At 74.1% G+C, this 24,892-nt stretch carries 22 protein-coding genes; 14 read left to right on the top strand and 8 right to left on the bottom strand.

Annotated features, from left to right (window positions below):
- Position 1: 1 nt before the first annotated feature.
- Positions 2-1,318 (bottom strand): ribonuclease D, encoded by a 1,317-nt coding sequence (locus O7602_RS20520; RefSeq protein WP_281584249.1) that lies wholly within the window; start codon positions 1,316-1,318, stop codon positions 2-4.
- 233 nt (positions 1,319-1,551) lie between these two features.
- On the opposite strand from O7602_RS20520, the gene O7602_RS20515 reads away from it, so the two are divergent.
- Positions 1,552-2,964: a trypsin-like peptidase domain-containing protein gene (locus O7602_RS20515; protein WP_281584248.1), complete on the top strand. Its 1,413-nt coding sequence runs from the start codon at positions 1,552-1,554 to the stop codon at positions 2,962-2,964.
- A 473-nt stretch (positions 2,965-3,437) separates the two neighbouring features.
- On the top strand, positions 3,438-3,974 hold the full coding sequence (locus O7602_RS20510; RefSeq protein ID WP_281584247.1) for a hypothetical protein: 537 nt from the start codon (positions 3,438-3,440) through the stop codon (positions 3,972-3,974).
- A 199-nt stretch (positions 3,975-4,173) separates the two neighbouring features.
- Here O7602_RS20510 and O7602_RS20505 read toward each other — a convergent pair whose 3' ends face one another.
- Positions 4,174-4,746, bottom strand: coding sequence for a DUF3000 domain-containing protein (locus O7602_RS20505; RefSeq protein ID WP_281584246.1), 573 nt, complete (start codon positions 4,744-4,746; stop codon positions 4,174-4,176).
- A 184-nt stretch (positions 4,747-4,930) separates the two neighbouring features.
- Between O7602_RS20505 and hemE the strand changes: the two genes are divergently transcribed.
- From hemE to hemQ, 3 genes are read left to right on the top strand one after another with little or no spacing between them, the layout of a single operon-like run.
- Positions 4,931-6,022, top strand: coding sequence for a uroporphyrinogen decarboxylase (gene hemE, locus O7602_RS20500; RefSeq protein WP_281584245.1), 1,092 nt, complete (start codon positions 4,931-4,933; stop codon positions 6,020-6,022).
- Positions 6,023-6,030: 8 nt separating this feature from the next.
- Positions 6,031-7,440: a protoporphyrinogen oxidase gene (gene hemG / locus O7602_RS20495; protein ID WP_281590429.1), complete on the top strand. Its 1,410-nt coding sequence runs from the start codon at positions 6,031-6,033 to the stop codon at positions 7,438-7,440.
- Positions 7,437-8,138: a hydrogen peroxide-dependent heme synthase gene (hemQ, locus tag O7602_RS20490; protein ID WP_281584244.1), complete on the top strand. Its 702-nt coding sequence runs from the start codon at positions 7,437-7,439 to the stop codon at positions 8,136-8,138. The genes hemG and hemQ overlap by 4 nt, the downstream gene beginning before the upstream one ends.
- Before the next feature lie 99 nt (positions 8,139-8,237).
- On the opposite strand, the gene O7602_RS20485 is transcribed toward hemQ, so the two are convergent.
- The 4 genes from O7602_RS20485 to msrB form a co-directional block, all read right to left on the bottom strand.
- Positions 8,238-9,368 carry a lytic polysaccharide monooxygenase gene (locus O7602_RS20485; protein WP_281584243.1) on the bottom strand — a complete coding sequence of 377 codons (1,131 nt, stop codon included), beginning with the start codon at positions 9,366-9,368 and terminating at the stop codon, positions 8,238-8,240.
- A 105-nt stretch (positions 9,369-9,473) separates the two neighbouring features.
- Complete coding sequence (locus tag O7602_RS20480; RefSeq protein WP_281584242.1) at positions 9,474-9,917, bottom strand: GNAT family N-acetyltransferase; 444 nt, start codon at positions 9,915-9,917, stop codon at positions 9,474-9,476.
- 73 nt (positions 9,918-9,990) lie between these two features.
- A complete protein-coding gene (locus tag O7602_RS20475) occupies positions 9,991-10,251 on the bottom strand; it encodes a Prokaryotic metallothionein (RefSeq protein ID WP_281584241.1) in 261 nt (86 codons plus the stop codon).
- A gap of 177 nt (positions 10,252-10,428) precedes the next feature.
- Entirely contained in the window at positions 10,429-10,839 is a 411-nt protein-coding gene (msrB, locus tag O7602_RS20470; RefSeq protein WP_281584240.1) for a peptide-methionine (R)-S-oxide reductase MsrB, read from the bottom strand.
- 47 nt (positions 10,840-10,886) lie between these two features.
- Between msrB and ligD the strand changes: the two genes are divergently transcribed.
- From ligD to ehuA, 5 genes are all read left to right on the top strand, one after another.
- Positions 10,887-11,918 carry a non-homologous end-joining DNA ligase gene (gene ligD, locus O7602_RS20465; protein ID WP_281584239.1) on the top strand — a complete coding sequence of 344 codons (1,032 nt, stop codon included), beginning with the start codon at positions 10,887-10,889 and terminating at the stop codon, positions 11,916-11,918.
- A gap of 550 nt (positions 11,919-12,468) precedes the next feature.
- Positions 12,469-13,380 carry an ectoine/hydroxyectoine ABC transporter substrate-binding protein EhuB gene (gene ehuB, locus O7602_RS20460; RefSeq protein WP_281584238.1) on the top strand — a complete coding sequence of 304 codons (912 nt, stop codon included), beginning with the start codon at positions 12,469-12,471 and terminating at the stop codon, positions 13,378-13,380.
- A gap of 12 nt (positions 13,381-13,392) precedes the next feature.
- Positions 13,393-14,112: an ectoine/hydroxyectoine ABC transporter permease subunit EhuC gene (gene ehuC / locus O7602_RS20455; protein WP_281584237.1), complete on the top strand. Its 720-nt coding sequence runs from the start codon at positions 13,393-13,395 to the stop codon at positions 14,110-14,112.
- Positions 14,109-14,762 carry an ectoine/hydroxyectoine ABC transporter permease subunit EhuD gene (gene ehuD / locus O7602_RS20450; protein WP_281584236.1) on the top strand — a complete coding sequence of 218 codons (654 nt, stop codon included), beginning with the start codon at positions 14,109-14,111 and terminating at the stop codon, positions 14,760-14,762. Before ehuC ends, ehuD begins: the two co-directional genes overlap by 4 nt.
- Complete coding sequence (ehuA, locus tag O7602_RS20445) at positions 14,752-15,570, top strand: ectoine/hydroxyectoine ABC transporter ATP-binding protein EhuA (protein WP_281584235.1); 819 nt, start codon at positions 14,752-14,754, stop codon at positions 15,568-15,570. Before ehuD ends, ehuA begins: the two co-directional genes overlap by 11 nt.
- An 8-nt stretch (positions 15,571-15,578) precedes the next feature.
- Here the strand turns inward: ehuA and O7602_RS20440 are convergent, their stop codons facing one another.
- Entirely contained in the window at positions 15,579-16,559 is a 981-nt protein-coding gene (locus O7602_RS20440) for a YihY/virulence factor BrkB family protein (protein ID WP_281584234.1), read from the bottom strand.
- A 218-nt stretch (positions 16,560-16,777) separates the two neighbouring features.
- On the opposite strand from O7602_RS20440, the gene O7602_RS20435 reads away from it, so the two are divergent.
- Genes O7602_RS20435 through O7602_RS20420 form a run of 4 tightly spaced genes read left to right on the top strand, consistent with a single transcriptional unit; the run spans position 16,778 to position 24,403 of the window.
- Positions 16,778-19,963: an FtsX-like permease family protein gene (locus O7602_RS20435; protein WP_281584233.1), complete on the top strand. Its 3,186-nt coding sequence runs from the start codon at positions 16,778-16,780 to the stop codon at positions 19,961-19,963.
- The gene (locus O7602_RS20430) at positions 19,960-22,707 is read left to right on the top strand and encodes an FtsX-like permease family protein (RefSeq protein WP_281584232.1); all 2,748 of its coding nucleotides are present in this window, start codon (positions 19,960-19,962) and stop codon (positions 22,705-22,707) included. The genes O7602_RS20435 and O7602_RS20430 overlap by 4 nt, the downstream gene beginning before the upstream one ends.
- Positions 22,707-23,693: an ABC transporter ATP-binding protein gene (locus tag O7602_RS20425; protein WP_281584231.1), complete on the top strand. Its 987-nt coding sequence runs from the start codon at positions 22,707-22,709 to the stop codon at positions 23,691-23,693. Before O7602_RS20430 ends, O7602_RS20425 begins: the two co-directional genes overlap by 1 nt.
- The gene (locus O7602_RS20420; RefSeq protein WP_281584230.1) at positions 23,690-24,403 is read left to right on the top strand and encodes an ABC transporter ATP-binding protein; all 714 of its coding nucleotides are present in this window, start codon (positions 23,690-23,692) and stop codon (positions 24,401-24,403) included. Before O7602_RS20425 ends, O7602_RS20420 begins: the two co-directional genes overlap by 4 nt.
- A gap of 11 nt (positions 24,404-24,414) precedes the next feature.
- On the opposite strand, the gene O7602_RS20415 is transcribed toward O7602_RS20420, so the two are convergent.
- Positions 24,415-24,867 (bottom strand): GNAT family N-acetyltransferase, encoded by a 453-nt coding sequence (locus O7602_RS20415; protein ID WP_281584229.1) that lies wholly within the window; start codon positions 24,865-24,867, stop codon positions 24,415-24,417.
- Positions 24,868-24,892: the final 25 nt, after the last annotated feature.

The following is a 24,892-nucleotide window of genomic DNA, read 5'->3' as shown; positions in this document are numbered from 1 at the left end:
ATCAGGGGGTGTGCAGAGCCCCGGTGAGCGCGGGCAGGAGCAGCGTGATCTGCCACTCGCGGGCGCCCAGGGTACGCAGCGCCTCCGCGACGGTGTCGTCGGTGATCTCCTCCGGCGGCTGCCAGGCCACCCGACGGATCGAATCCGGCGCGATCAGGTTCTCCGCCGGCAGCCGGTGCGCCGCAGCGGTGCCGACCACCACCTCCCGGCAGCGGGCCAGCCGGCCCGCCGCCACCGGGTCGCGCTCCGCCCACCGGTGCGGCGGGGGCGGGCCCTCCACCGTCGGGCTCACCGGCAGCGCGTCGTCCGGCAGTTGGCGTGCGTCGTCCAACGCCGCCAACCAGGTACGCGCCAGCCGGCGCACCGAGCGACCACCGAACCCGGGCAGGGTCAGCAGGGCCTTCTCGTCCTTCGGATCCAGCTCGGCCGCCGCCACGATCGCCGAGTCCGGCAGCACCCGGCCCGGGGCGGCGTCCCGCCGGGACGCGATCTGGTCCCGGGCGTACCAGAGGGAACGGACGCGGGCCTGGGCGCGGGCGCCGCGTACCCGATGGATCCCGGACGTACGTCGCCACGGCTCGGCCCGGACCCGGGGCGGGCGGGCGCCGTTGCGCACCAGCGCGGCGAACTCCTCCGCCGCCCAGCCCGACTTGCCCTGCCGTTCGAGTTCGGCGTCCAGCACGTCGCGCAGGTCGACCAGAAGTTCCACGTCAAGTGCCGCGTACGTCAACCAGGACTCCGGCAGCGGCCGGCTGGACCAGTCCGCCGCGGAATGGTGCTTCTCCAGGCTGAAACCGAGCAGCTGTTCGGTCAGCGCGGCCAGGCCGACCCGGTCGAACCCGGCCAGCCGGGCGGCCAGTTCGGTGTCGAACAGCCGGCGCGGACGCAACCCCACCTCGGCCAGGCAGGCGAGGTCCTGGCTGGCGGCGTGCAGCACCCACTCGGCCTCGGCGATCGCCGCGTCCAGGGCGGACAGGTCCGGCAGCGGCAGCGGATCGACAAGCGCGGTGCCGGCGCCCGCCCGACGCAGCTGCACCAGGTAGGCCCGCTGGCTGTAGCGGTAACCGGAGGCGCGCTCGGCGTCCAGCGCCACCGGGCCGGTGCCGGCCGCGAAACGGGCCACCACCTCGTCGAGCTCGGTCGAGGTGGCCACCGGCGTGGGGGTGCCATCGCGCGGAGCGGTCAGCGGGACGGCTGCGCCCGGGTCGGTCTCGGTCCCCGCGTCCGCCGGCTCCGGCACGGCCGACGACGGATGCGGAGACACCTCTCCCGTACGGCTTTCAGCGGCCCGACGGCGCAGGGGTGGTTCGTCGGTCACCTGACAACCCTAGTGGGCCGGACGACGCGGCGCGCGCAGCCGGGTCCGGCGCGTGTCGAACGGATGTCCGTCGGTTGTCCGGAACGTGACGGGTTGCGCATGCGTGACAGGGTCGGACAACGGGGAAGACAAACCCTGTTCCCGCCGGTACGGTCCATCGAGCCGTGAGCAGCGCGGGGGCGGCCGGGACAGCGGTCGGACGTCGGCGGAGCCGGCGGGGAGGACGGGCGATCATGGCAGGCGGGTACGGAACCGTTGACGGCGTGCCGGGGCAGGACGGCGACGGGACAGACCGGCCGGGGCCGCTCCCGCCGCGCATCGTCCCACCCGGCTCCGCGTGGGGCGGCGGCTATCCGGGGCGACCGGCGTCCGGTGCGGGCGCGTCGCCCGCCCACCCGACCTTCGGCGCCGGTCACCGAGGTCCCGGCACGACGTATCCCGCCCCGGCCGACCACGCCGGTCCGCCGGCCGGGGGAGCCCGCGCGGCATCGCCCGTCGTTCCGACCCAGCCGTCCCCTGGTTCGGGGTCGCAGCCCACCCCGGGCGCGGCCTATCCGTCCTCGGGTCCGGCGTATCCGGCCCGGCCGAATTCCGGACCCGCACGTGCAGGGCAGCCTGCCGGGGCGTCGTACCCGGCCCAACCGGCGCCCCCGTACCCGGAGCGGCCGGCCGCCGGAGCGCCGCACCCCGGGTCGCCGGTCTCCGGCCCTGCCTACCCGGGTCAGCCCGGGTCGGGTCAGCCGGTCTCCGGCCCTGCCTACCCGGGCCATCCGGGGCCGGGTGTTGCCCATCCGGGCCCACCGGCCGGCGGTCCCGGGCAATCCGGGTTCGGCGTACCGCCGCTCGCCGGCCATCCCGAGCGGCCCCGGCGTCGTGGCGCGCTGCCGCTGGTGGCGCTGGCGCTGGCCGGCGTACTGGCGGTGATCACGGGCGTGCAGGCGTACCAGATCCACCGGCTCGACGACCGACTCGCCGCCGCCGACCGGCGGTCCGCGGAGGCCCAGGGCGTGGACGCCCGCCGGCTCGACGGGCTGGAGCAGCGCGCCGGGAGCCTGGAGAAGCAGGCCGGCGCCGCCTTCAACCCGGAGGCGGTGGCGAGCGCGGTGCTACCGAGCGTGTTCCGGGTGCGGGCCGGTCAGTTCACCGGTACGGCGTTCGCGATCGGCAAGGCCCCGTCCGGCGGGGGCACCACGCTGCTCACCAACTTCCACGTGGTGGAGTCGGTTTTCGCCGCGGGCGAGCGCAAGGTGTTCCTGGAGCGCACCGACCAGCGGTTCGAGGCGACCATCATCGACACCGACAAGGACAAGGACCTGGCGCAGCTGCGCACCACCGCGAAGTTCGGCGGGCTGGTCGCGGCGCGTGCGCCGGTCAAGTCCGGCCAGCAGATCGTGGTGGTCGGCGCCCCGCTCGGGCTCCAGGACAGCGTCACCACGGGTGTGGTGAGCGCCTTCCGCGAGGACGAGAGGGCCTCCGGCCCGGTGATCCAGTTCGACGCGCCGATCAATCCCGGCAACTCCGGCGGTCCGGTGATCAACGGGTCGAAGGAAGTTGTCGGCATCGCCACGGCCAAGGCCCGCGACGCCGAAGGGATCGGCCTGGCGGTGCCGATCAAGACCGCATGCGACCGGTTCGAGCTCTGCTGATCGGTGGCTCGACCTCGGCCCGCCCCCACGGGGACCAGCACATCTGGAGGAACGACATGTCCCAGCCACCGACCGGAGCGGATGGCCAACCGCCCCAGCCTCCGGGCGGCACGGTCTACGGCAACCGGCCCACGCCCGCGCCGTACGAGCCGGCCCGGCCCGAGCCCGCTCGACCCCAGCAGCCCGTGCCCGGCCAGTACACCCCGGGCGAGCCCGGAGCGGGCGGTTACCCGCCCGGCGCGGCCGGGTCTGGGGGGTACTCGCCGGCCGCTACCGGGTCGGGCGGTTACTCGCCGGGCGCTCCCGGGTCGGGTGGTTACGTGCCGGGCTCTGTCGGATCGGGCAGCGACGTGCCGGGCTCGGTCGGGTCGGGCGGCTACGTGCCGGGCTCGGTCGGGTCGGGCGGCTACGCGCCGGGTGGACCCGGATCGGGGAGCTACGGCGCGGCCCCGGTCCTCATGCCGGGACAGCCGATGTCGGCGCCACCGGTCTCCGTACCCCCGGTTTCCGGCGCCGGTCACCCGCAGCCGATGTCCGGGCCGCCCGGGGTGGTGCCCCCATACGGGCCGGGCGGGTACGGGCCGCCGGCGGGTACGCCGGCCGGCGGTGGGCGGGGCCGGACCGCGCTTGTCCTCGGCCTCGTCGCCGGAATGCTCGTCGTCCTCAGCGGTGTGATGACCACTCTCTACGTCACCACCAACAGCAAGTTGACCAAGGCGGAACAGCAGGTCAGCCAGCGTGACGGCACGATATCGGCGAACCAGCGGGAGATCGACCGGCTCAAGGGTGAGATGAAGACGGTCCAGGAGCGGCTGGCCGACACCGAGCAGGACCTGACCGGCACCAAGAACGATCGGGACGAGCAGGCCCGGCAGAAGAAGGTCATCGGGGACTGCCTGAACAAGTTGACCGCCGCCCTCGCCGCGGCGTCGCGCAACGACAAGGCGGCATTCGAGGCGGCCAACAAGGGCCTCGACAAGGTCTGCAACGAGGCCGAGAACTACCTCTGACTGTCCCCCCGAACCCCTCACCTCATCCCCGACCCCGGTCGATCATGAGGTTGGCGGCGACCTGGATCTTCGAAACAGCCGTCAACTTCATGATCGCCGGGGTGCCGGGGTGCCGGGGCGCCGGGGCGCCGGGGCGCCGGGGCGCCGGGGCGCCGGGGTGCGGGGGCGCCGGGGTGCGGGTGGGTGGGGGTGGGGGTGGTCAGGCGGCGCCGGCGGAGCGGCGGGTGGGCAGCGCGGTGACGCCGGGTGGCGGCAGGCCAGCCGTCGAAGCGAGCAGCGTGCACCAGCCGAGCAGGTGCGGGCCCAGGTCCGCCCGCAGCGGCGTCCAGGAGGCGCGGATCTCGATGTCGCCGGCGGCGGGCGGCCCGGCCAGCTCGCCGAACCGGGTGGAGAGCGTCTGCGTGACCGTGCCGCCGATCGCCCGGTGCCCGGCGCCCTGCGCGTTCAGCGCGTCGGTCAGCCAGGTCCAGCCCACGCCCGGCAGCAGCGGGTCGCTGGCCAGGTCGACCTCCAGCTCGGCGGTCACGTAGGTGACCAGCCGCAGGGTGCCCTGCCAGGCCTCGTGCCCGACCGGATCGTGCAGCAGGATCAGCCGGCCGGTGGCCACCTCGTCGTCGTCGCGCATGACCGCGGCGGACAGGGCGAACGCGTACGGGGCCAGCCGCTGTGGCGCGCCGACCTCCTCCAGCTCGATCTCCGGCCGGGGTGTGACCGATCGCAACCCCGCGACCGCGCGAGCGAACGTTTCCGGGAGCGCGATCGGGGGGGCCATGCCGGCAGCCTATGCCGCCTCCGGCGCGCCGTGGGTGACGGCGCGCCGGGCGCGTCGCACGGCCCGGGGTGTTAAGCGGGGGCCCCGCCTATACCGAATGCGTTAAGCGGGGCCCCCTCCTTCTACGTCACAAATGCGGGCGGCGGGCGCGGGGGGCGGTGGGGGGCGTGGCACGATTGCCGCGATGACCACCGACACCACGGGCACTGCCGCCCGAGACGGAGAACCCCGCCGTGGCGGGCCGGCCGATTCGCCGTTCGTGCGCGCCTGCCGGCGTGAGCCGGTCCCGCGCACCCCGGTCTGGTTCATGCGCCAGGCCGGCCGGTCGCTGCCGGAATACCGGGAGATCCGGGCCAGCGTGCCGATGCTGGAGTCCTGCCGCCGGCCCGAGCTGGTCACCGAGATCACCCTTCAGCCGGTCCGCCGGCACGGGGTGGACGCGGCGATCCTGTTCAGCGACATCGTGGTGCCGGTGGCCGCCGCCGGGATCGACCTGGACATCGTGCCCGGGACCGGGCCGGTGGTGGCCGAGCCGGTGCGTACCGCCGCCGACGTGGAGCGGATCGCCCTGATCGGCCGCGACGACGTGTCCTACGTGGACGAGGCGGTCCGGCTGCTCGTCGCCGAGCTGGGCGACACCCCGCTGATCGGCTTCGCCGGCGCGCCGTTCACGCTCGCGAGTTATCTGGTCGAGGGCGGGCCGTCGCGGACCCACGCGCGGACCAAGGCGCTGATGCACGGCGACGAGGAGCTGTGGCACGCGCTCTGCGCCCGGCTGGCCGAGGTCACGCTGTCGTTCCTGCGGGTGCAGATCGACGCCGGCGTCTCCGCGGTGCAGCTCTTCGACTCGTGGGCCGGCGCGCTCTCCGAGGCCGACTACCGCCGTTTCGTGCTGCCGCACTCCACCTACGTGCTCGGCGGGCTCCAGGACGCCGGTGTGCCGCGCATCCACTTCGGGGTCGGCACCGGCGAGCTGCTCACCGCGATGGGCGAGGCCGGCGCCGACGTGGTCGGCGTCGACTGGCGTACCCCGCTCGACGTCGCCACCGGCCGGATCGGGCCGGACAAGGCGGTGCAGGGCAACCTCGACCCGGCCGTGCTGCTCGCGCCCTGGCCGGTGGTGGAGGCCGAGGTGCGGCGCATCGTCGAGCAGGGCCGGGCGGCCCCCGGCCACGTGTTCAACCTCGGCCACGGCGTCCTGCCGGAGACCGACCCCGACGTGCTGACCCGGGTGGTCGCGCTGGTGCACGAGCTGTCCGCGCGCCCGGCCCGCTAGGGGGCGTGGTGGCGGGTCCGTGGCGGGTGGCGGTCGTCGGCGGCGGGATCACCGGGTTGGCCGCCGCCGTCCGGTTGCGCGACCGCGCCCCCGCCGGCACCGAGATCACCGTGTACGAGCAGTCCGGCCGCCTCGGTGGCAAGCTGCGCACCGGTGCGCTGGCCGGTGGCCCGGTCGAGTTCGGGGCGGAGTCGTTCCTGATGCGCGACCCGGCCGGCGGGGAGTCGGCGGTGGTGGCCCTCGCCCGCCGGCTCGACCTGGCCGGGCAGATCGTGCACCCGAGCGTCGGGCAGGCCGCCCTGCTCGTCGACGGCGGGTTGCGCCAGGTGCCGGGCGGCACGCTCGTCGGCGTACCCGGGGATCTGGCGAAGGTGGCGGCGGTGGCGCGGCCGGCGGCGGACGCCGACCGGGACGCGGGCCGCCCGCTGCTGGCCCCCGGCGAGGACCTCGCGGTCGGCCGGCTGGTCCGGGAGCGGTTCGGTGACGCGGTGGTGGACCGGCTCGTCGACCCGATGCTCGGCGGCGTGTACGCGGGCCGGGCCGACGATCTCTCCCTGGTGACCACCATGCCGGCGTTGGCCCGCGCGGCCCGCGCCGAGCACACGCTCGTCGGTGCGGTACGCGCCGCGCAGGCCGCCGCGCCGCGCGCGCCCGGCGCGCCGGTCTTCGGCACCCTGGCCGGCGGGCTGACCACGCTCGTCGACGCGGCGGCCCGGGCCAGTGGCGCGACGATCCGCCGGGGCGCGGCGGTCCGCGAGCTGCGCCGCACCCCGGCCGGCTGGCGGCTGACCGTCGGCCCGACCCGGGACCCCGAGCACGTCGACGCCGACGCGGTGCTGCTGGCGGTGCCGGCCCGGCCGGCGGCCCGGCTGCTCGCCGGCGCGGCACCCGAGGTGGCGGGGACGGTGGGCGTGCTCGACTACGCGAGCGTCGCGCTCGTCACGCTCGCCCTGCCCGGGCCGGAGCTGCCGGAGCTGTCCGGTTTCCTGGCGCCGGCCGGCGAGGGTCTGCTGATCAAGGCGGCCACGTTCTTCACCACCAAGTGGGGGCATCTGCGCCGGCCCGACGGGATCGCGCTGGTCCGCGCCTCGGTGGGCCGGTACGGCGATGAGACGTCCCTCCAGCTCACCGACGACGACCTGGCCGCCGCCGTGCACCGGGAGCTGTCGGCGGTGCTGGGCCCGGCGCTGCCCGCACCGGTGGCCCGGCACGTGCAGCGGTGGGGTGGCGCGTTGCCGCAGTACCGGCCGGGGCATGCCGACCGGGTGGCGGCGGCCCGGACGGCGTTGCGCGCCGCCCACCCGACGCTGGCGCTGGCCGGGGCCGGTTACGACGGCGTCGGCATACCGGTCTGCGTCCGCTCCGGCGAGACGGCGGCCGAAGAGATCATCACGGCACTGGGAGGATCGGCGGCATGACCGAGCAGACCAACGCGGCGCGGCTGCGGGAACTCAACGAGACCATCCGCTACACCATGTGGTCGGTGTACCGGGCCACCAGCCCGCTGCCGTCGCTGCGGGAGAACGTCGGCCAGGAGGTCGAGTCGCTCTTCGCGGAGCTGGCCGGCAAGGACGTGACCGTGCGGGGCACGTACGACGTGGCCGGGCTGCGCGCCGACGCCGACCTGATGATCTGGTGGCACTCGTCGTCGAGCGACGCGCTCCAGGACGCGTACCTGCGGTTCCGCCGGACCACGCTGGGCCGGGCGCTCACCCCGGTCTGGTCGCAGATGGCGCTGCACCGGCCGGCGGAGTTCAACCGCAGTCACATCCCGGCGTTCCTGGCCGACGAACAGCCGCGCGGCTACCTCTGCGTCTATCCGTTCGTCCGCTCCTACGAGTGGTATCTGCTGCCGGACGCCGAGCGGCGGGAGTTGCTGGCCGAGCACGGGAAGATGGCACGGGGCTACCCGGACGTGCGGGCCAACACGGTCGCCTCGTTCGCGCTCGGCGACTACGAGTGGATGCTGGCGTTCGAGGCCGACGAGCTGCACCGGATCGTTGACCTGATGCGCGACCTGCGTGCCTCCGGGGCCCGTCGGCACGTCCGCGAGGAGGTCCCCTTCTACACCGGCCGCCGTCGTCCGATCGCCGACATCGTCACCTGCCTGGCGTGAAAGGCGGGGGCCCCGCTTAACGCTTTTGGTAGAGGCGGGGGCCCCGCTTAACAACACGTGTTAAGCGGGGCCCCCGCCTAACCGGCGGGAGGGAGCGGGTCAGGCGGTGGTGGTGCAGGAGAGGATGCCGGGCACCGGGTTGGTGCCGGTCGACGTGCCGGTGAAGCCGAAGGAGGTGCTCGCGCCCGGCGACAACGCCCCGTTGTAGGCGACGTTGCGCGCGGTGACGAGCGTTCCGCTCGTGCTCACCGTGGCGTTCCACGCCGAGCTGACCTGCTGGCCGTTCTGGTAGTTCCAGCTCACCGACCAGCCGCGGATCGGGGAGCCGCTGCCGTTCGTCACCTTCACCTCGGCCTGGAAGCCGCCGCCCCACTGGCCGGTGATCTGGTAGGTCGCGGTGCAGCCGCCGGCCGGGTTCGGCGTCGTCGGGCCGCCGGTGGGCGACGTGGTGGGGCTGGTCGTGGGCGACGTCGTCGGGCGGGTCGTCGGCGACGTGGTCGGGGAGGTGGTCGGGGACGCGGTCGGCGACGGGCCGCTGCCACCGAAGTCCACGTCGCTGCACAGGTAGTAGGACTGGTCCAGGTGGCTGGCCTGCCAGATGGTGTAGACGATGTGCCGCCCGGTGCGGCCCGGCGCGTTCGCCGGCACCTGGATCGACACGCCCGACGCCTCCGGCGTCCACTGGCTGGCCGGGGTGTTGCCGATCTGGCCGACCTGCTCCAGGTCACTCCAGCGCAGCGGCGTGGTCAGCGCGTTGAAACCCTGCTTCGTCACGTACACCCGGATGTAGTCGGCGCCATGGCTGGCCTGGTCGGCCAGCTTGATCTTGAAGTTGGTGGAGATCGGCGTGGTCTTCCAGGCGCCGACCGTGTCGAGCGCGTTGTAGCGGCCGGCGGAGGTGTGCCCGGCGCTGCACAGTTGGCCGTCCGGGATGGCGCCCTGGTGGTTGCCGGCGACGCCCTCGCGGAACAGGGCGTTCCAGTTCCACATGGCGGAGGGGTCCGCCTGCCAGGCCTGCCAGCACATCGGGTCCTGGGTGGCCATCGCCGGGTTCTGGAAGTCGGCGCCCCAACGCTGCCAGCAACTGTAGTTGCGCGAGGCCGGGTCGATCACGGACCCGTGCGCCGAGGCCGGGCCGGAGAACGCGGTGGTGAGCAGCGCGGCGACGACCGCGCAGACGCCGAGGATCGCCGCGCCGAGCGGGATCCGACGGCGGTACGGAGTGGACATGTGAAGCCTCCGGGTGGGGGTCGGTGCACGACGCCCGGACTGTCGGGAGTTGCCCTCTCCCGCGTGGCGGCTCGGTCCGCACGCTGCCACAGAAAGTGACAAACGTCAATTAGTTGGTTTCCGGCGCATCGGTGTGTGCGGGATGCCGTCATCCAGGTAGCCGGGGCCGCTCACCGTGAAGCCGTGGCCGGCGTAGAAGCCCACCAGGTGGGTCTGCGCCTCCAGCACGCACGGCCGGTCGCCCACCACGGCCAGCGCCTCGGTCATCAGCGCGCCGGCCAGGCCCGCGCCGCGGGCCGCCGGCGCCACCACCACCCGCCCGATCCGGGCCAGGCCGTCGGGGTCGGCCAGGATCCGCAGGTACGCCACGACGGCGCCGTCGCGGGTCAGCCACAGGTGGCGGGTGCCGGGCTCGACGTCCCGGCCGTCGAGTTCCGGGTACGGGCAGGACTGCTCCACCACGAACACGTCGATGCGCAGCCGGAGCAGGTCGTGGAAGGTGCGGGCGTCCAGTTCGGCGAAACCGGCCTGGTGGGACTCGACGGGCATCCCACCAGGCTAGGCCGCGACCGCGGGGTGGCCGCCACCGGTGGGAGCCGCGACCTCGGCGGAGTGGCGTCGGTCAGGCCGGGCGGGCACCGACCGCGTCGCGGATCTCGGCGCCCTGGTCGCCCTCGACCGCGCGGGCGCAGTGGGCGCAACAGAAGAAGCGGCCGGACACCTCCACCCCGTGCCCGACGATCTTGATCTGGCAGTGCTCGCAGACCGGTGCCATCTTGTGCACCGCGCACTCGAAGCAGTCGAACGTGTGCCGGGCGCCGTCCACCGTGCGTACCTCGAACGCCATCCAGTAGTCGTTGCCGCAAACCTCACAGGTAGCCATGCAAAACCCCCCGAAAACGGACTCGTCATCCCAGGGTCGGGCAGCGGACACGTGGGAGCAACCGAAACCGGCGAACCTGGTCCGGCCCGACGGCGAGTCGCTCCCGGCGTGTCGTACGTCGACCCTGGTGACCGCCGATCGCCGGAGCCCTCCGCGAGTGGCGCGGGCGGGACGGGGTCAGCCGGCGCTCGGCTCCAGCCGCACCGAGATCGAGTTGACGCAGTGCCGGGTGTCCTTCGGGGTGAAGCCCTCACCCTCGAACACGTGCCCGAGGTGGCTGTCGCAGCGCGCGCAGCGGATCTCCGTACGCCGCATGCCGAGCGTGTTGTCGGGGATCTCCTTGACCGCGCCGGGGATGGCGTCGTCGAAGCTGGGCCAGCCGCAGTGCGAGTCGAACTTGGCGTCGCTGCGGAACAGCTCCAACCCGCAGGCCCGACAGTGGTAGATGCCGGGGGTCTTGGTGTCGACGTACTCGCCGGTCCAGGGCGCCTCGGTGCCGGCCTCGCGGAGCACCCGGAACTCCTCGGGGCTCAGCCGGACCCGCCACTCGTCCTCGGTGCGGGGCAGTTCGTTGTCGGAAAGACTCACCCCTCCACGGTACGTCGGGTGTCGGGGGGATCGCATATGGTCGCCTGATGGCGGGCAGCAGAAGCGCCGTCGAGGAGATCGAGGTCGCCGGGCGGGCCGTGCGGCTCAGCAGCCCGGATCGGGTGATCTTCCCGCAGCGCGGCTTCACGAAGGCGGACGTGTTCCGTTACTACCTCGCGGTGGGCGAGGGGATCACCCGCGCCCTGCGGGACCGGCCGACCACCCTGCAACGCTTCCCCGAGGGCATCGAGGGGGAGATGTTCTTCCAGAAACGCGTGCCGGCGCGCGGCGTACCCCCGTGGGTCCAGACCGCGGAGATCAGCTTTCCCAGCGGCCGGAAGGCGCACGAGCTCTGCCCGGCCGACCTGGCCCACGTGGCCTGGGCGGCGCAGATGGGCACCGTGGTCTTCCACCCGTGGCCGGTGCGCGCCGCCGACACCGACCGCCCGGACGAGTTGCGCGTCGACCTCGACCCGCAGCCCGGCACCGACTTCGCCGACGCGGTTACCGCCGCCGGCGAGCTGCGCGGGCTGCTGGACGAGCTGGGCGTGCCCGGCTGGCCGAAGACCTCCGGCGGCCGGGGCGTGCACGTCTACCTGCGGATCCAGCCGCGCTGGACGTTCGTCGAGGTGCGCCGGGCCACCATCGCGCTGGCCCGGGAGCTGGAACGGCGCCGGCCCGAGCTGGTCACCACCGCCTGGTGGAAGGAGGAGCGGGGGCGCCGGGTCTTCGTCGACTTCAACCAGACGGCGCGGGACCGCACCATCGCCTGCGCCTGGTCGCTGCGGGCCAACCCACGCGCCACCGTCTCCACCCCGGTCGACTGGGACGAGTTGCCCCGGGTCGACCCGGACGACTTCCACCTGGGCACCGTGCCGGCCCGGTTCGCCGAGCGGGGCGACCCGCACGCCGCGATCGACGACGCCCCGTGGGACATCACGCCGCTGCTGGAGTGGGCCGAGCGGGACGCCGCAGACGGCCTCGGCGACCTGCCCTACCCGCCGGAATACCCGAAGATGCCGGGCGAGCCGAAGCGCGTCCAGCCGTCGAAGGACCGTGACCGCCCGAAAACGGTCTAGGCGGGCTGGCCACCGCCACCCAGAGGGGCGAGCTCCGGCGGGGGTAACCCGGCGTGTGGGTCGGTTCGGCCGGGACGGGCCGGCGGCGGTGGCCACGTAGACCGGCAGGACGGACTGGCGCGGGACGCGCCCCGGCAGAGCCGCGGCGGTGCACGACAGTCACCTCGGTATGGTCGGTGAGAGGCACGCGGGCCACCCGTGTCGACGCGGCACATTCCGCCCCGGCGGGGCTCGTGCCGCTTGCGTGCCGCGCGGTGCCGAACGTGTGCCGCGAGCGTCCATGACCGTGCCGGGATCCGCCCCCGGCTGTACCCGTCCGTGACCGAGCGGGAACACGCTCCGCGGCGCAATCCTTCGGCGAACGGCCGAGGCGTCCTGTGCCCACCTGCGGCTCTTCGACTGTTCGCCGAGTTGTGCGCGGTTGAGGCATGACCGGTGGGTCGAGATGAAGATCCTATGACAAAACACGAAATATTTTCGCGTATTTCCTCGAACGTGGTTACCGTCGGGCGCCAACGGATCGCCGGCGATCACCTGGAAGGAAGAAGCTGTGACTCTGAGTCAAGGAACATCGAGACGAGGACTGTTCAAGCTCGCCGCCGCGGCGGGAGTCGCGGCGACCTCGGCCACCCTGCTCGGCTGCTCGCGCACGGAGACGAACACGAGCGGTGGCGGCACCGACACCGGTGGCAGCCTGCTGGCGCAGGCGAAGGAGCGCGGCTACCTCACCGTCGGGTTCGCCGGCGAGGCGCCGTACGCCTTCAAGGACGGCGGTGACCTCACCGGCCAGGCGCCCGCCGTACACGGCAAGATCTGGAAGGCGCTCGGCATCGAGGAACTCCGCGGTGTCCAGGTCGGCTTCGGGCAGCTGATCCCCGGCCTGAACGCGAAGCGCTTCGACGCCGTGGCCGCCGGCATGTTCATCCTGCCTGAGCGGTGTGCACAGGCGCAGTTCTCCGAGCCCGTCTACGTGGCACCACAAGCGTTCCTGGTGCCGGACGGCAACCCGGAGAAGATCACCGACTACAAGTCGGTGGCGAGCGCCGGCGTCCCGCTCGGTGTGCTGCCCGGTGCGGTGGAGGGCATCCACGCCCGCAAGCAGGGGGTGACCGAGCTCGTCGAGGTCTCCAGCCAGCGCGACGCGCTGTCGGCCCTGAAGGCCGGCCGGATCAAGGCCTTCGCACTGACCAGCATCTCGCTGCGCAACATGCTGGAGCAGGAGCAGGGCGCCAAGCTGACGCTCACCGAACCATTCACGCCGGTCATCGACGGCAAGGAGCAGTTGGGCGCCGGTGCGGCGGTGTTCCGCAGGGAGAACAAGGATCTGCTCGACGCGTTCAACGGTGAACTGGCCAAACTCAAGGAGTCGGGCGAGCTGCTGAGCTTGATCGAGCCGTTCGGGTTCGGCCCGGAGACGATCCCGCCGGCGGACCTCACCACCGAGAAGCTCTGCCAGGGCTGACCCGGACCAGTCGTGGACTTCCTCACCGACGTGACCCCCTGGGTCGACGACCTGATCGGCGGTGTCTGGATCACCGTGCTCGTCACGGTGCTGGGCGCCGCCGGGGCACTGGTCGTCTCCTTCATCTTCGGCCTGCTCGCGCAGGCCAAGGGGCGGGCGCCGCGGTTCGTGGCCCGGCTCTTCATCGAGTTCTTCCGCGGCACCTCCGTGCTGGTGCAGCTGTGGTGGCTGTTCTTCGTGCTGCCGGCCTTCGGTTGGACGCTCCAGCCGCTCGCCGTGGGAGTGGTCGCCTTCGCGCTGAACTTCGGCGCGTACGGCGCCGAGGTGGTGCGAGGGGCGATCAACGCGGTGCCCCGTGCCCAGTGGGAGGCGACCGTGGCCTGCAACATGACCGCCTATCAGCGGATGCGGCTTGTCATCCTGCCCCAGGCGCTGGTGGGAATGATTCCCCCCTTCGGCAACCTCCTCATCCAACTGCTCAAGTCCACGCCGTTGGTCTACACCGTGACGGTGATCGACGTGACCGCGGTGGTCCAGGACTTCCGGGCGGCCGAAGGCCACGAGGCGTACATTTTCGGCCTCGCGCTCCTGGTGTACCTCGTGCTGGCGTACCTGTTCACGTCCGGGATGCGGATCCTGGAACGCCGGGCGAAGGCCGCCGTCGGCGAGCCGGAGCCCGCCCGTGACAGGTGGCGACTGCGCACCCGGTTCGCGCGGGGGGTGGCCGGATGAGCTGGGACTGGGGCTATGCCCTCGAGATCCTGCCGGACCTGCTCTCCGCGTTCCTGCGGTTCACACTGGTGGCGACGGTCTTCGGCACTCTGCTCGGCGCGTCGCTCGGGCTCGTGTTCGCCGTAATCCGGCGGCTGCGCGTGCCGATCCTCTCGCCACTGGTGTGGGCATTCATCGAGTTCGTCCGGAGCACGCCGCTGCTGGTGCAGTTGTTCTTCCTGTTCTACGTGCTGCCGCTGGCCGGCGTCACGCTTCCCGCCCTGACCACCGGCGTACTCGGTCTCGGCGTCCACTACGCCTGCTACTACGCCGAGATCTACCGCTCCGGGATCGACGGAGTTCCCAAGGGGCAGTGGGAGGCCAGCACCGCGCTGTCGCTTCCCCGGCGCTTCACCTGGTCGCACGTGGTGCTCCCGCAGGCGATCAGGCGGGTGTTGCCGGCCCTCGGCAACAACGTCATCTCCATGTTCAAGGAGACCCCGTTCCTGGCGTTGATCACCGTGCCGGAGATGGTCCAGCAGGCTCGATCCATCGGTGGCTACAGCTTCCGCTACGTCGAGCCCATCACGCTCGTCGGCCTGATCTTCCTGGCCGCCAGCTATCCCACCGCCATCGCGCTACGCCGATTGGAGATCCGCCTTGGACGTTAGACCCGCCGCCGAGACCGCCGAAGCGTCGTCCACCACCGAACCGATCGTCCGGTTCGACCGGGTGGTGAAGAAGTACGGAGACAACGTCGTGCTCCGTGAGCTCGACTTCGACGTCGCTCCGGGCGAACGCGTCACGTTGATCGGCCCGAGCGGCTCCGGCAAGACCACCATCCTGCGACTGCTGATGACCCTGGAACGGCCCGACGGCGGGCACATCTGGGTCGACGGCGAACCGCTGTGGCACGTGCGTGACGGCGACCGGCTCCGTCCGGCACAGGAGAAGCACCTGCGGCGGGCGCGCCGTTCCATCGGCATGGTGTTCCAGCAGTTCAACCTGTTTCCGAACATGAGCGTGCTGCGCAACGTCACCGAGCCGCCGGTGCGGGTGCTCAACGTGCCACGGGACGAGGCCGAGCAGCGGGCTCGGGACCTGCTGGACCGGGTCGGCCTGAGCGAGAAGGCGGACGCCCGGCCGAGCCAGCTCTCCGGCGGTCAACAGCAACGTGTCGCCATCGCCCGCGCGCTGGCCATGGAACCCAAGGTGCTGCTGCTGGACGAGGTGACCTCGGCCCTCGATCCGGAGCTGGTGGTCGGCGTGCTGGACGTGCTGCGGGAGATCGCCGACAGCACCGACATCACGATGCTGATCGTCACGCACGAGATGAACTTCGCCCGGGACGTCTCGCACCGCGTGATGATGTTCGACCAGGGTCAGGTGATCGAGCAGGGCCCGCCCGAGCAGATCTTCACGGCGCCGCAACACGAACGCAGCCAGGACTTCCTGCGGGCCGTGCTCGATGCCCGCTGACCCGACGGTCACCTGACCGCCGGCGACGAGGGCCGGCGCCGACCCTCGCCCTCTGCCTGCCGCTCCCGCGCCGAGCGCCTCCCCTCCTCGGTCTCGGGCTCCGGCCAGCGATCGTCGATGGTGGCGTTGAACTCGGCGCCGATCAGCACGGCCAGGGCGGTGAGGAAGAAGAACAGCAGGACCGCGATCGGTGCGGCCGCCGGGCCGGCGTCGCCGCGCAGGTCCGAGCCGAGATACAGGCGCAGACCCACGCTGCTCAGCACCCAGATCAACAACGCGAGCACCGCGCCGGGAAGGTCCTTACGCCACCGGGTCCGCACCGGCACGGCGAGATGATAGAGCGAGGTGATGGCGACGAGGGAGAGCGCCACCACCGCCGGCCAGTAGGCCGCGGTGACCAACCAGCTCAGATCGGAGCCGGAGATCCGGGCCAGCAGGCGGCCCAGAATGCCCGGACCGATCACGATCAGCGGCAACAGCACCGCGCCGATCACCAGTCCGGCGAGGTACATGGCCAGGCTGAGCAGCCGGGAGCGCCAGAAGCTGCGCAGTCCGCCCAGTTCGTAGGCGGTGGTGACGGCTGACACGTAGCTGCTGATGGCCGCCGAGCCGCTCCACAGGGCGAGGACCACCCCGAGGGACAGCAGACCGGAATGCCCCTCCCGCAGGGTGTCCAGCACCAGCGGCTCGACGATCTCCTGCATGGTGCGGTCGGTGAAGACGCCGTCGGCCCAGTCCAACAGCGACCGGGCGACCCAACCGGAGGTGTCGGCCCCGATGACGCTGCCGAGTTGGCCGATCAGGGCTAGCAGGGCCAGCAGCAGCGGCGGCATGGACATCATCGTCCAGAAGCTCGCCTCGGCTGCCAGCCCGTGTACGCGGTCCCGCATCGCTCCCTTGGCGGTGCCGACGCCCACCTCGAACCCGACCCGTGCACCGGCACGTAGCCGCTGCCGCGCCAGCACGCCGTACCGGTGGTAGTCCCGCATCGCGTCCTGTCTGCCCGGGCCCTCGGGCCTCGAAACCCCGTGCCGGCCGGCCCGGCCCCGGGTAGCGGGCCCTGACCCGGCTCGGCTGAGGCGGGACGAGACGGGAACCGACGCCGGCGGTGTGGGCGCGTAACGATCATGTAACGGGCGCGAACCTTTTCGTGGGGGTGGCGGGTCTTTCTGGTCGTCGGCCCACCCGGGCCAGGGAGGGACGTCGGATGAAGCTGGTGTGGAGGCGGGCGGTCGAGGCCCGTGGGCTGCTGCTCGCCGCCGCGGTCGCGGCCCTCGTCGCGGTCGGGCTGGTCACCGGGCTCTCCGACTACAACCGGCGGGCGGTCGAGGCAGGCGCCCGCGCGGTGCTCGACGCCGCCCCGGCGGAGGAGCGCAGCCTGCTGGTCAGCGGCTCCGGCGGCGCCGACGCCACCGCGTTCGCCGAGCGGGACCGGGCGGTCCGGGCGCAGTTCGCCGACGGACTGGGCGGGGCTCCCGTCACCGTCGCCTCCGCCCGCTACGGCACCGGGCGGGAGCTTACCGGTGACGTGGGCGCCGCCCGCGCCGACGACGACCCGATGTTCGCCAACCTCGCCGTCCTGGACGACCTGCCGGCGCGCGCCGAGCTGACCGCCGGCACGTGGCCGACACCGGGCGCCACCCCGCTCCAGGTCACCGTCCCGGAGAAGGTCGCCGCGCGGCTCGGCCTGACGGTCGGGGAGCGGGTGCCGCTGTTCGACCGGGCGGCGGAACGCGCCGGCTCGGTGACGGTCGCCGGCCTCTGGCGGCCCCGGGACCCGTCCGACGCCTACTGGCGGCTGGCCCCCGGCGTCGGCGACAGCCAGGGCGACGCGGCGAGCAACTCGTACGGGCCGTTCGCGCTGGACCCGGCCGACTTCGCGCGTACCTTCCCGGGGTCCGTGTCGGCGGCCTGGCTCGTCGCCCCGGACCTGGTCCGGGTCGAGCCGGCCCGGCTGTCCGACGTCACCGCCGCGCTCGCCGACGTCACCGGCCGGCTGCCCGAGGCCACCGGCCTGGGGTCCTCCGCGCAGCAGGTCAGCCACCTGGACCTGCTTGTCGACCGGCTCGGCCGGGCCGACCTGGTGGGCCGGTCCGCCCTGCTCACCCCGCTGCTGCTGATCGTGGTGCTCGGCGGGTACGCGCTGGTGCTCGTGGCCGCGTTGCTCAACGAGGACCGGCGGGCGCAGACCGCGCTGCTGCGGGCCCGGGGCGCCGCGCGTGGCCAACTCGCCGGGCTCGCCGTACGCGAGGCGACGCTCGTGGTGGCGCCGGCCGTGCTGCTCGCCCCCGCGCTGACCGGGCAGGCGGTCCGGTATCTCGGCGCGGACCTGGGGCTCACCGACGGCGATGTCGTCCGGGTCTGGTCGGTCGCGGTCGGCGCCGCCGTCGGCTGCCTGCTCGCCATGGTGCTGCCGGCCCTGCGCCGGGCCGGCACCTACGTCGCGGACCTGGCAGCCCGCTCCCGGCCCACCCGGGGCGCGGCCGTGCAGCGGGCAAGCGTCGACCTGGTGCTGGTGGCGCTTGCCGTGCTCGCCTGGACCCAGCTGCGGCAGTACTCCTCACCGCTGGCCGGCGCGAACGGCAGCCTCGGCATCGACCCGCTGCTCGCCGCCGCGCCCACGATCGGCGTACTGGCCGGGGCCGTGATCGCGCTGCGGCTGCTGCCACCGACCACCCGGCTCGCCGAACGCTTCGTCGACCGGCGGCCGTGGAACGCCACCATGTTCGGCATGTGGCAGGCCGGCCGCCGCCCGCACGCCGGGCCGGTGCTGCTGCTCGCGCTCGCCGTCGGCGGCAGCACCCTGGCCTGGTCGCTCGTGGCCTCCTGGGAGCGGTCGCAGCGCGACCAGGCCTGGCACACCGTCGGCACCGACCTGCGGCTGACCGAGCGGGACGGCACCGCCCCCGACGACCGGGCCGCCGGGCTGGCCGCCGTTCCCGGGGTGGACCGGGCGCTGCCGGCCTGGCGGGACGACATCCGCCTCGGCCGGGAGGCTCTGCCGGCCACCGCGATCGCCCTGGACGCCGCCGCCGCGCGCGGGATGATCCGCCTCGACGACGCCGACGGCGGTGCGTCCACCGCGGCGCTGCTGGACCGGCTGGTCGGCGGGCGGGGCGCGCCCGCCGGCGGCGTCCTGCCCGCCGGGGCTCGGACCCTGGCCGGGACCGTCCGCACCCCGGTCGACACCGAATTCGGGCCGCCGACGGTGACCGTGACCGCCCTGTTCACCACCGACGCCGGCGCCGCCTGGCGGCTGCGGCTGGCCGAGGCCGGCGGCGACGGCCGGCCGGTGCGTTTCTCCGTCGCGCTACCGGACGCCGGCGGCGTACCGCTGCGGCTTGTCGGCTTCGAGGCCGACGGCGGGGACGTGCTCGGCTCCGCGTACCGGCTGCGCCTGGACGGGCTGCGCCTCACCGACGCCGGTGGCGCCACGCTGCCGCTCCCGGTGGACGGCGCGTGGCGGGTGATCGACCCGGCGAACGGTCCGCGCGGCACCGCCCGGACCACCCCGACCAGCGTGGACGCCACCCGGACGTTCGTCGTGCCGGAGGGGATGCTCGTGTACGCGACGACACCACCGACCCGGTTCGCCGTGGTGCCCCGGGGCGACGACCCACCGGTGCCGGTGCTCGTCACACCGGGTGTGGCGACCGCGTTGAGCGTGGGCACCGGCGACACCCTGAAGCTGACGCTGGCCGAGGTGACGCTCGAGGTCACGGTGGTGGGCAAGGTCGCCGCGGTTCCCGGCACCGCCGGCGACGGGGTGCTCCTCGACCTGCCGGCCGCCACCGACCAGATGCTCCAACGGCGCGGCGGTGTCCGGCCGGTGGCCGAGTGGTGGCTGCGGGCCGGGCCCGGCGGTCACGCCGCCGCGGCCTCGACGCTCGCCGCGCTCGACGGCACCACCCTGCACGACCGGCGACAGGTGGCGCAGGAGGCGGCCCGGGACCCGTACTGGCGGGGCGCCCGCACCGGGCTGCTCGCCGCCGCACTCGGTTCGGTGCTGCTCGCCCTGGTCGGCCTGGCGGTGGACGTCTGGGCCACCACCCGCCGCCGGCTCAGCGAGTTCGCGGTGTTCACCACGCTCGGCGCGACCAGTCGGCTGCTGGCCCGCGCCTACCTGGCCGAGCAGACGTTCCTGGCCGCCATCGGGGTCGCTGTGGGGCTGGCGATCGGTGCCGTGGTCGCGGCGACCATGGTGCCGCTGGTGATCCTCACCCCGGCTGCCGGCCGGCCGGTGCCGGAGGCGGTCTTCGTCGTGCCCTGGGCGCCGATCGGGCTGACCGCCGCCGGGCTGCTGCTCGCCGCGCTGGCCTTCGCCGCCGTCATCACCACCGGGATCCGCCAGCGGATCGCCGCCGCGCAGCTCCGGATCGGAGGAGCCCTATGAGTCCCGTAGCCGTGAGCCTGCCAGGTGCCGCGGGCCGGGTCCGGGCGTACGGGGGGCAGTTCCTGCTGCTCGCCGTCCTGACCGTGGTGACCGCCCTGCTGATCACCGGGGTGCCGCGGACCGCCGACCGGCTCACCGGCCAGGGGTTGCGCGAGCACGTCGCCAACCAGCCGGTGGCGCTGCGCGACCTCACGTACGACACCGGGCCGGCCACGTTCCCGCCGACCCGCCAGCCGGTCGTCGCCGGCCAGGCCGCCCAGCTCGCGGCGATCGAGCACGGGATGCCGGGCGCGGTGCGGGAGACGATCGGGGAGCGCTGGTGGGTGGCGAACACCGCGTCGGGTCGGCTGCGCGGCCCGACGCTCGCCAGCGACAAGGGGCTGATCGACCTGGTCCTGCGTACCGGGAACGGGCTGCGCGAGGCGGCCACCCTCAGCGGCGGGCGGTGGCCGGAACGCGGCGTCACCGAAACCGGCGCGATCGAGGTGGCGCTCGCCGACACCGTGGCCACGAGCCTGGGCGTCGCACCCGGCGACCGGTTCCGCCTGTCGCTGCTGCAACCGAACAGCCCGAACGGTGACGTGCTGATGTCCCGCCCGGTCGAGCTGGTCGGGGTGTGGCGGGCGAACGACCCGAAGGACGGGGCCTGGGACGGGCTGCCGCCGATGCTGCGGCTCACCCCGCCCGAGGGCGACGGCAAGCCGTACGTGGCGGTCGGCTACACCGCCGACGCCGGGGTCGACGCCGCCGCGGCCGTCGGCTGGCCGGTGAGCTTCGCCTGGCGGTACCGCATCGCCCCGGACCGGCTCGCCCCCGGCCGGCTCGACGCGCTGATCGCGGGTCTCGACGGGCTGGAGCGGGTCCGCCCCGCCTCGGTCCGGCTGAACCAGGGCGTGGACATCGCGCTGCGCCGCTTCGCCGCCGCGCTCGCCGCCGCCCGTACGCTGCTCGCCGTCATCGCCGCCGGGCTGCTCGCCACGCTGGCCGGGCTGTCCCTGCTGGCCGCCCGGCTGGCCGCGCGTCGCCGGCGCGCCGAGTTCCACCTGATCCGGGCCCGGGGCGCCTCGACAGGTGACCTGCTGCGTCGGGGCCTGGCCGAGTCGGCGCTTGTGCTGCCGGCCGCGGCCGGGATCGGCTGGCTGCTCGGCGGCCTGCTGCCCGGCACCGGCACGTCGCCGAGGTGGGTGTTGCTGGCCGCGTTGCTCGCCACCGCACTTCCGCCGCTGGCGGCGCTCGCCGCCGGCCACCGGGGCAGCGAGCGGTCCGATCTCGGCGGCCGGTCCCCGGCGGTCCGGCTGACCGTCGAGGTGGCGGTGCTCGCGGTCGCCCTGCTCGGCGCGTTCCTGCTGCGCCGGCGCGGGCTCACCCCGGGATCGGTGGACCCGCTGCTGGTGTCGGTGCCGGTGCTGCTGGCGGTGGCCGCGGCGTTGCTGGCGCTGCGCGCGTACCCGTGGCCGTTGCGGCTGCTCAGCCGGGCCGCGGCCCGGGCGCGCGGCAGCGTCGCGTTTCTCGGCGCGGCCCGCGCCGGCCGGGCGGCCAGCACCGGCCCGCTCGTCGTGGTGGTGCTGGCGGTCGCCACCGCCGCGTTCTGCGGGGTGGTGGCGACCGGCATCGAGACCGGCCGGGACACCGCCGCCGTCGACGCCGTGCCCGGGGACGTCCTGATCGGCGGCGAGCGGTTCGCGCCGGACACCGCCGCGCAGTTGGCCGCGCTTCCCGGCGTCCGCGCGGTGGCGCCGCTGCTGACCGTCCCGGCCGAGCGGCCGTACGCCGACCGGGCCGGCCGTCCCGCTCCGCTCCGGGAACTGCGGGTGCTGCTCGTCGACGGTGAGCGTTTCGCCGAGGTGGCCCGCCGCGCCGGCGTACCGGTGCGGGTGCCGGACCTGCTGCGCGCCGGCGGTGACGGCAGCGCCCCGCTGCCGGCGCTGGTGTCCCCGGCGGTCGCCGGGGAACTGGCCGAGGCCGGGCTTGCGGACGCGCAGGGGCGGCGTCCCGCCTGGCTGGACGTGCAGGGCAACCGGTTGCCGGTGCGGGCCGCCGCCACCGTCGACGGGTTCCCGCTCGTCGACGCCGACGTCAGCCGGTTCGTGGTGCTGCCCTGGCCGGCGCTTCCGGCGGACGCCCTGCACCCGCTCGCGCCAAACGGTTTCGTGCTGGCCGGGCCCACCGTGGACCCGGCCGAGGTGAACCGGGTGGCGATCGACGGGCAGCGCCGTTACCTGCGGATCGGCGCGGTCGCCACCGCGGACAAGGCGCGCGCGCCGGAGGTGACCACCCGGGCCGCGGTCCGGGCCGAGCTGGGCGGCAGCGGCGTGAACGGGCTGCTGGTGTTCGGCTTCGCGCTCGGTGCCGGCGGCGGCGCGGTGTTGGGCCTGCTCGGGCTGGCGTTCGCGGTGCTCGCCGGCGCCCGGTCCCGCGGGCAGGTGCTCTCCCGGCTGCGCACCATGGGCCTGTCCCGCCGGCAGTGGCGCGGGATGCTGCTCGTCGAACTGACGCCGCTGGTGCTGGTGGCGGTGCTCACCGGCGCGGTGGTCGGCGCGCTGCTGCCGCTGCTGCTCACCCCGGTGCTCGGCCTGCCCGCGTTCACCGGCGGGGTGAGCGTGCGTCCCCGTTTCGAGCCCGGCCTGGTGGCCGGGGTGTCGGCCCTGGCCCTGCTGGCCCTCGGCTTCGCGCTGACCGTGGAGGCCGTGAACAACCGCCGGATGCGCCTCGGTGAGGTGCTGCGGCTCGGAGAGGAGAGCTGATGACCGCGACCGCTTCCGCACCGGACCTGGCCGCCCTGCACCAGCGCGCGGCCGAGCGTGCCGCCGAACGGGCCGGCGGGCGGGACCGGCTGCGCGGGCACATCGTCTGCGACGGGCTGGTGCGCATCTTCAAGACCGAGGGCGTCGAGGTGGTCGCCCTCCAGGGCCTGGACCTGGTGATCGACCGGGGTGAGCTGGTCGCGATCGTGGGCGCCTCCGGCTCCGGCAAGTCCACCCTGCTCAACATCCTGTCCGGGCTGGACACCCCGACCGCCGGTATCGCCCGGGTGGCCGACTACGACCTGCTGGCCCTGTCGAACCGGAAACGCCTGGCCTATCGGCGGGAGATGGTCGGGTTCATCTGGCAGCAGACCGGCCGCAACCTGTTGCCGTACCTGACCGCGCTGGAGAACGTCGAGCTGCCGATGAAGCTGGCCGGGCGGCACGGCGGCCGGCGGGACCGGCGGGAGCGGGCCCGCCGCCTGCTCGACCTGGTCGGGGTCGGCTACTGCGCGGACCGGCGGCCGGGCCAGATGAGCGGCGGCGAGCAGCAGCGGTGTGCGGTGGCGGTGGCGGTGGCCAACGACCCGGAGATCCTTTTCGCCGACGAGCCGACGGGTGAGCTGGACGAGGCGACCGGCGCGGAGGTCTTCGCGGCGCTGCGCACCATCAACGCCGAACTGGGGGTGACCATCGTGGTGGTCACCCACGACCACGCCGTGGCCGGTCAGGTCCGCCGGACCGTCGCGATCCGCGACGGCCGGACCGCCTCCGAGGTACGGCGCACCGCCCGGGTCACCGCCGACGGCGGCACCGAGATGGTGAGCGAGGAGTACGCGGTGCTCGACCGCACCGGCCGGATGCAGTTGCCGGCGCCGTTCGTGGAGGCGTTGTCCCTGCGCGACCGGGTCCGGCTCAACCTGGAACCCGACCACGTCGAGGTGCGCCCCGGCGACCGGGCGCACGCCGAGGAGAGTGAGCGATGAGCGACCAGGCCGCGGTGCTGCCGGCGACCACCGTCGAGAAGGTGGTTCGGGTCGAGGGGGTGAGCCGCACCTTCGGCCGGGGGGAGCACGCCGTGCACGCCGTACGGGACGTCTCGTTCACCGCCGGGCGCGGTGAGCTGGTCGCGGTCCGGGGCCGCTCCGGCGCCGGCAAGACCACGCTGCTGAACCTGGTCGGCGGCCTGGACCGGCCGGACAGCGGGCTGATCCGGGTGGCCGGGCACGACGTGACGGCGGCGGGGGAGCGGGAGCTGCTGTCGTTGCGGCGGGGCACCGTCGGTTTCGTCTTCCAGACCTTCGGCCTGGTGCCGATCCTGTCCGCGGCGGAGAACGTGGGGGTGCCGTTGCGGCTGGCCAAGGTGCCGGCGGCGGAACGGGAGCAGCGGGTGGCGGTGCTGCTGGAGCTGGTCGGGCTGGGCGCGCACGCGGCGCAGCGCCCGTACGAGCTGTCCGGCGGGCAGCAGCAGCGGGTGGCGGTGGCCCGGGCGCTGGCGAACGAGCCGGACCTGCTCATCGCCGACGAGCCGACCGGGCAGCTCGACTCCGAGACCGGACGGTCGATCATGGATCTGCTCCGCGCCGTGGTGCACGCCCGGGGGATGACCGCGCTCGTGGCGACGCACGACCCGGCGCTGATCGAGCTGGCCGACCGCACCCTGGTCCTGCGCGACGGGCAGTTGGTGACCGACTGAGCCGGCGCGTCCTACAGCGCCAGCTTCATGCCCTCGTGGCTGGGCACGAACCCGAGGTCAACGTAGAAGCGGTGCGCGTCGACGCGCCGCTTGTCGGTGGTGAGCTGCACCAGCGCGCAGCCGCGCTCGCGCGCCCGGTCGATCGCCCAGCGCATCATCGCCCGGCCCAGCCCGCGTCCGCGCCGGTCCGAGCGGACCCGCACGGCCTCGATCAGCGAACGCTCCGCGCCGTGCCGGCCCAACCCGGGGATGTACGTGATTTGCAGGCAGCCGACCAGCTCACCGCCATCGTCGGCGACGATCAGGTGGTTGCGCGGGTCGGCGTCGAGGTCGGCGAACGCCCGCTCGTACGCGGCGTCGACCTCAGGAAGGTCGCGGGTGCGGCCCAACACGTCGTCGGCGAGCAGCGCGAGCACAGCGGGCAGGTCGGCCCGGACCGCCTCCCGGAAGATCACATCGGTCACGCGGGCAGCTTGGCACGGACGTTCA

It is taken from the genome of Micromonospora sp. WMMD1128, assembly GCF_027497235.1.
Lineage (GTDB): Bacteria > Actinomycetota > Actinomycetes > Mycobacteriales > Micromonosporaceae > Micromonospora.
The sequence above is the reverse complement of the archived record's forward strand: the minus strand, read 5'-3'. Positions and strand labels throughout refer to the sequence as shown.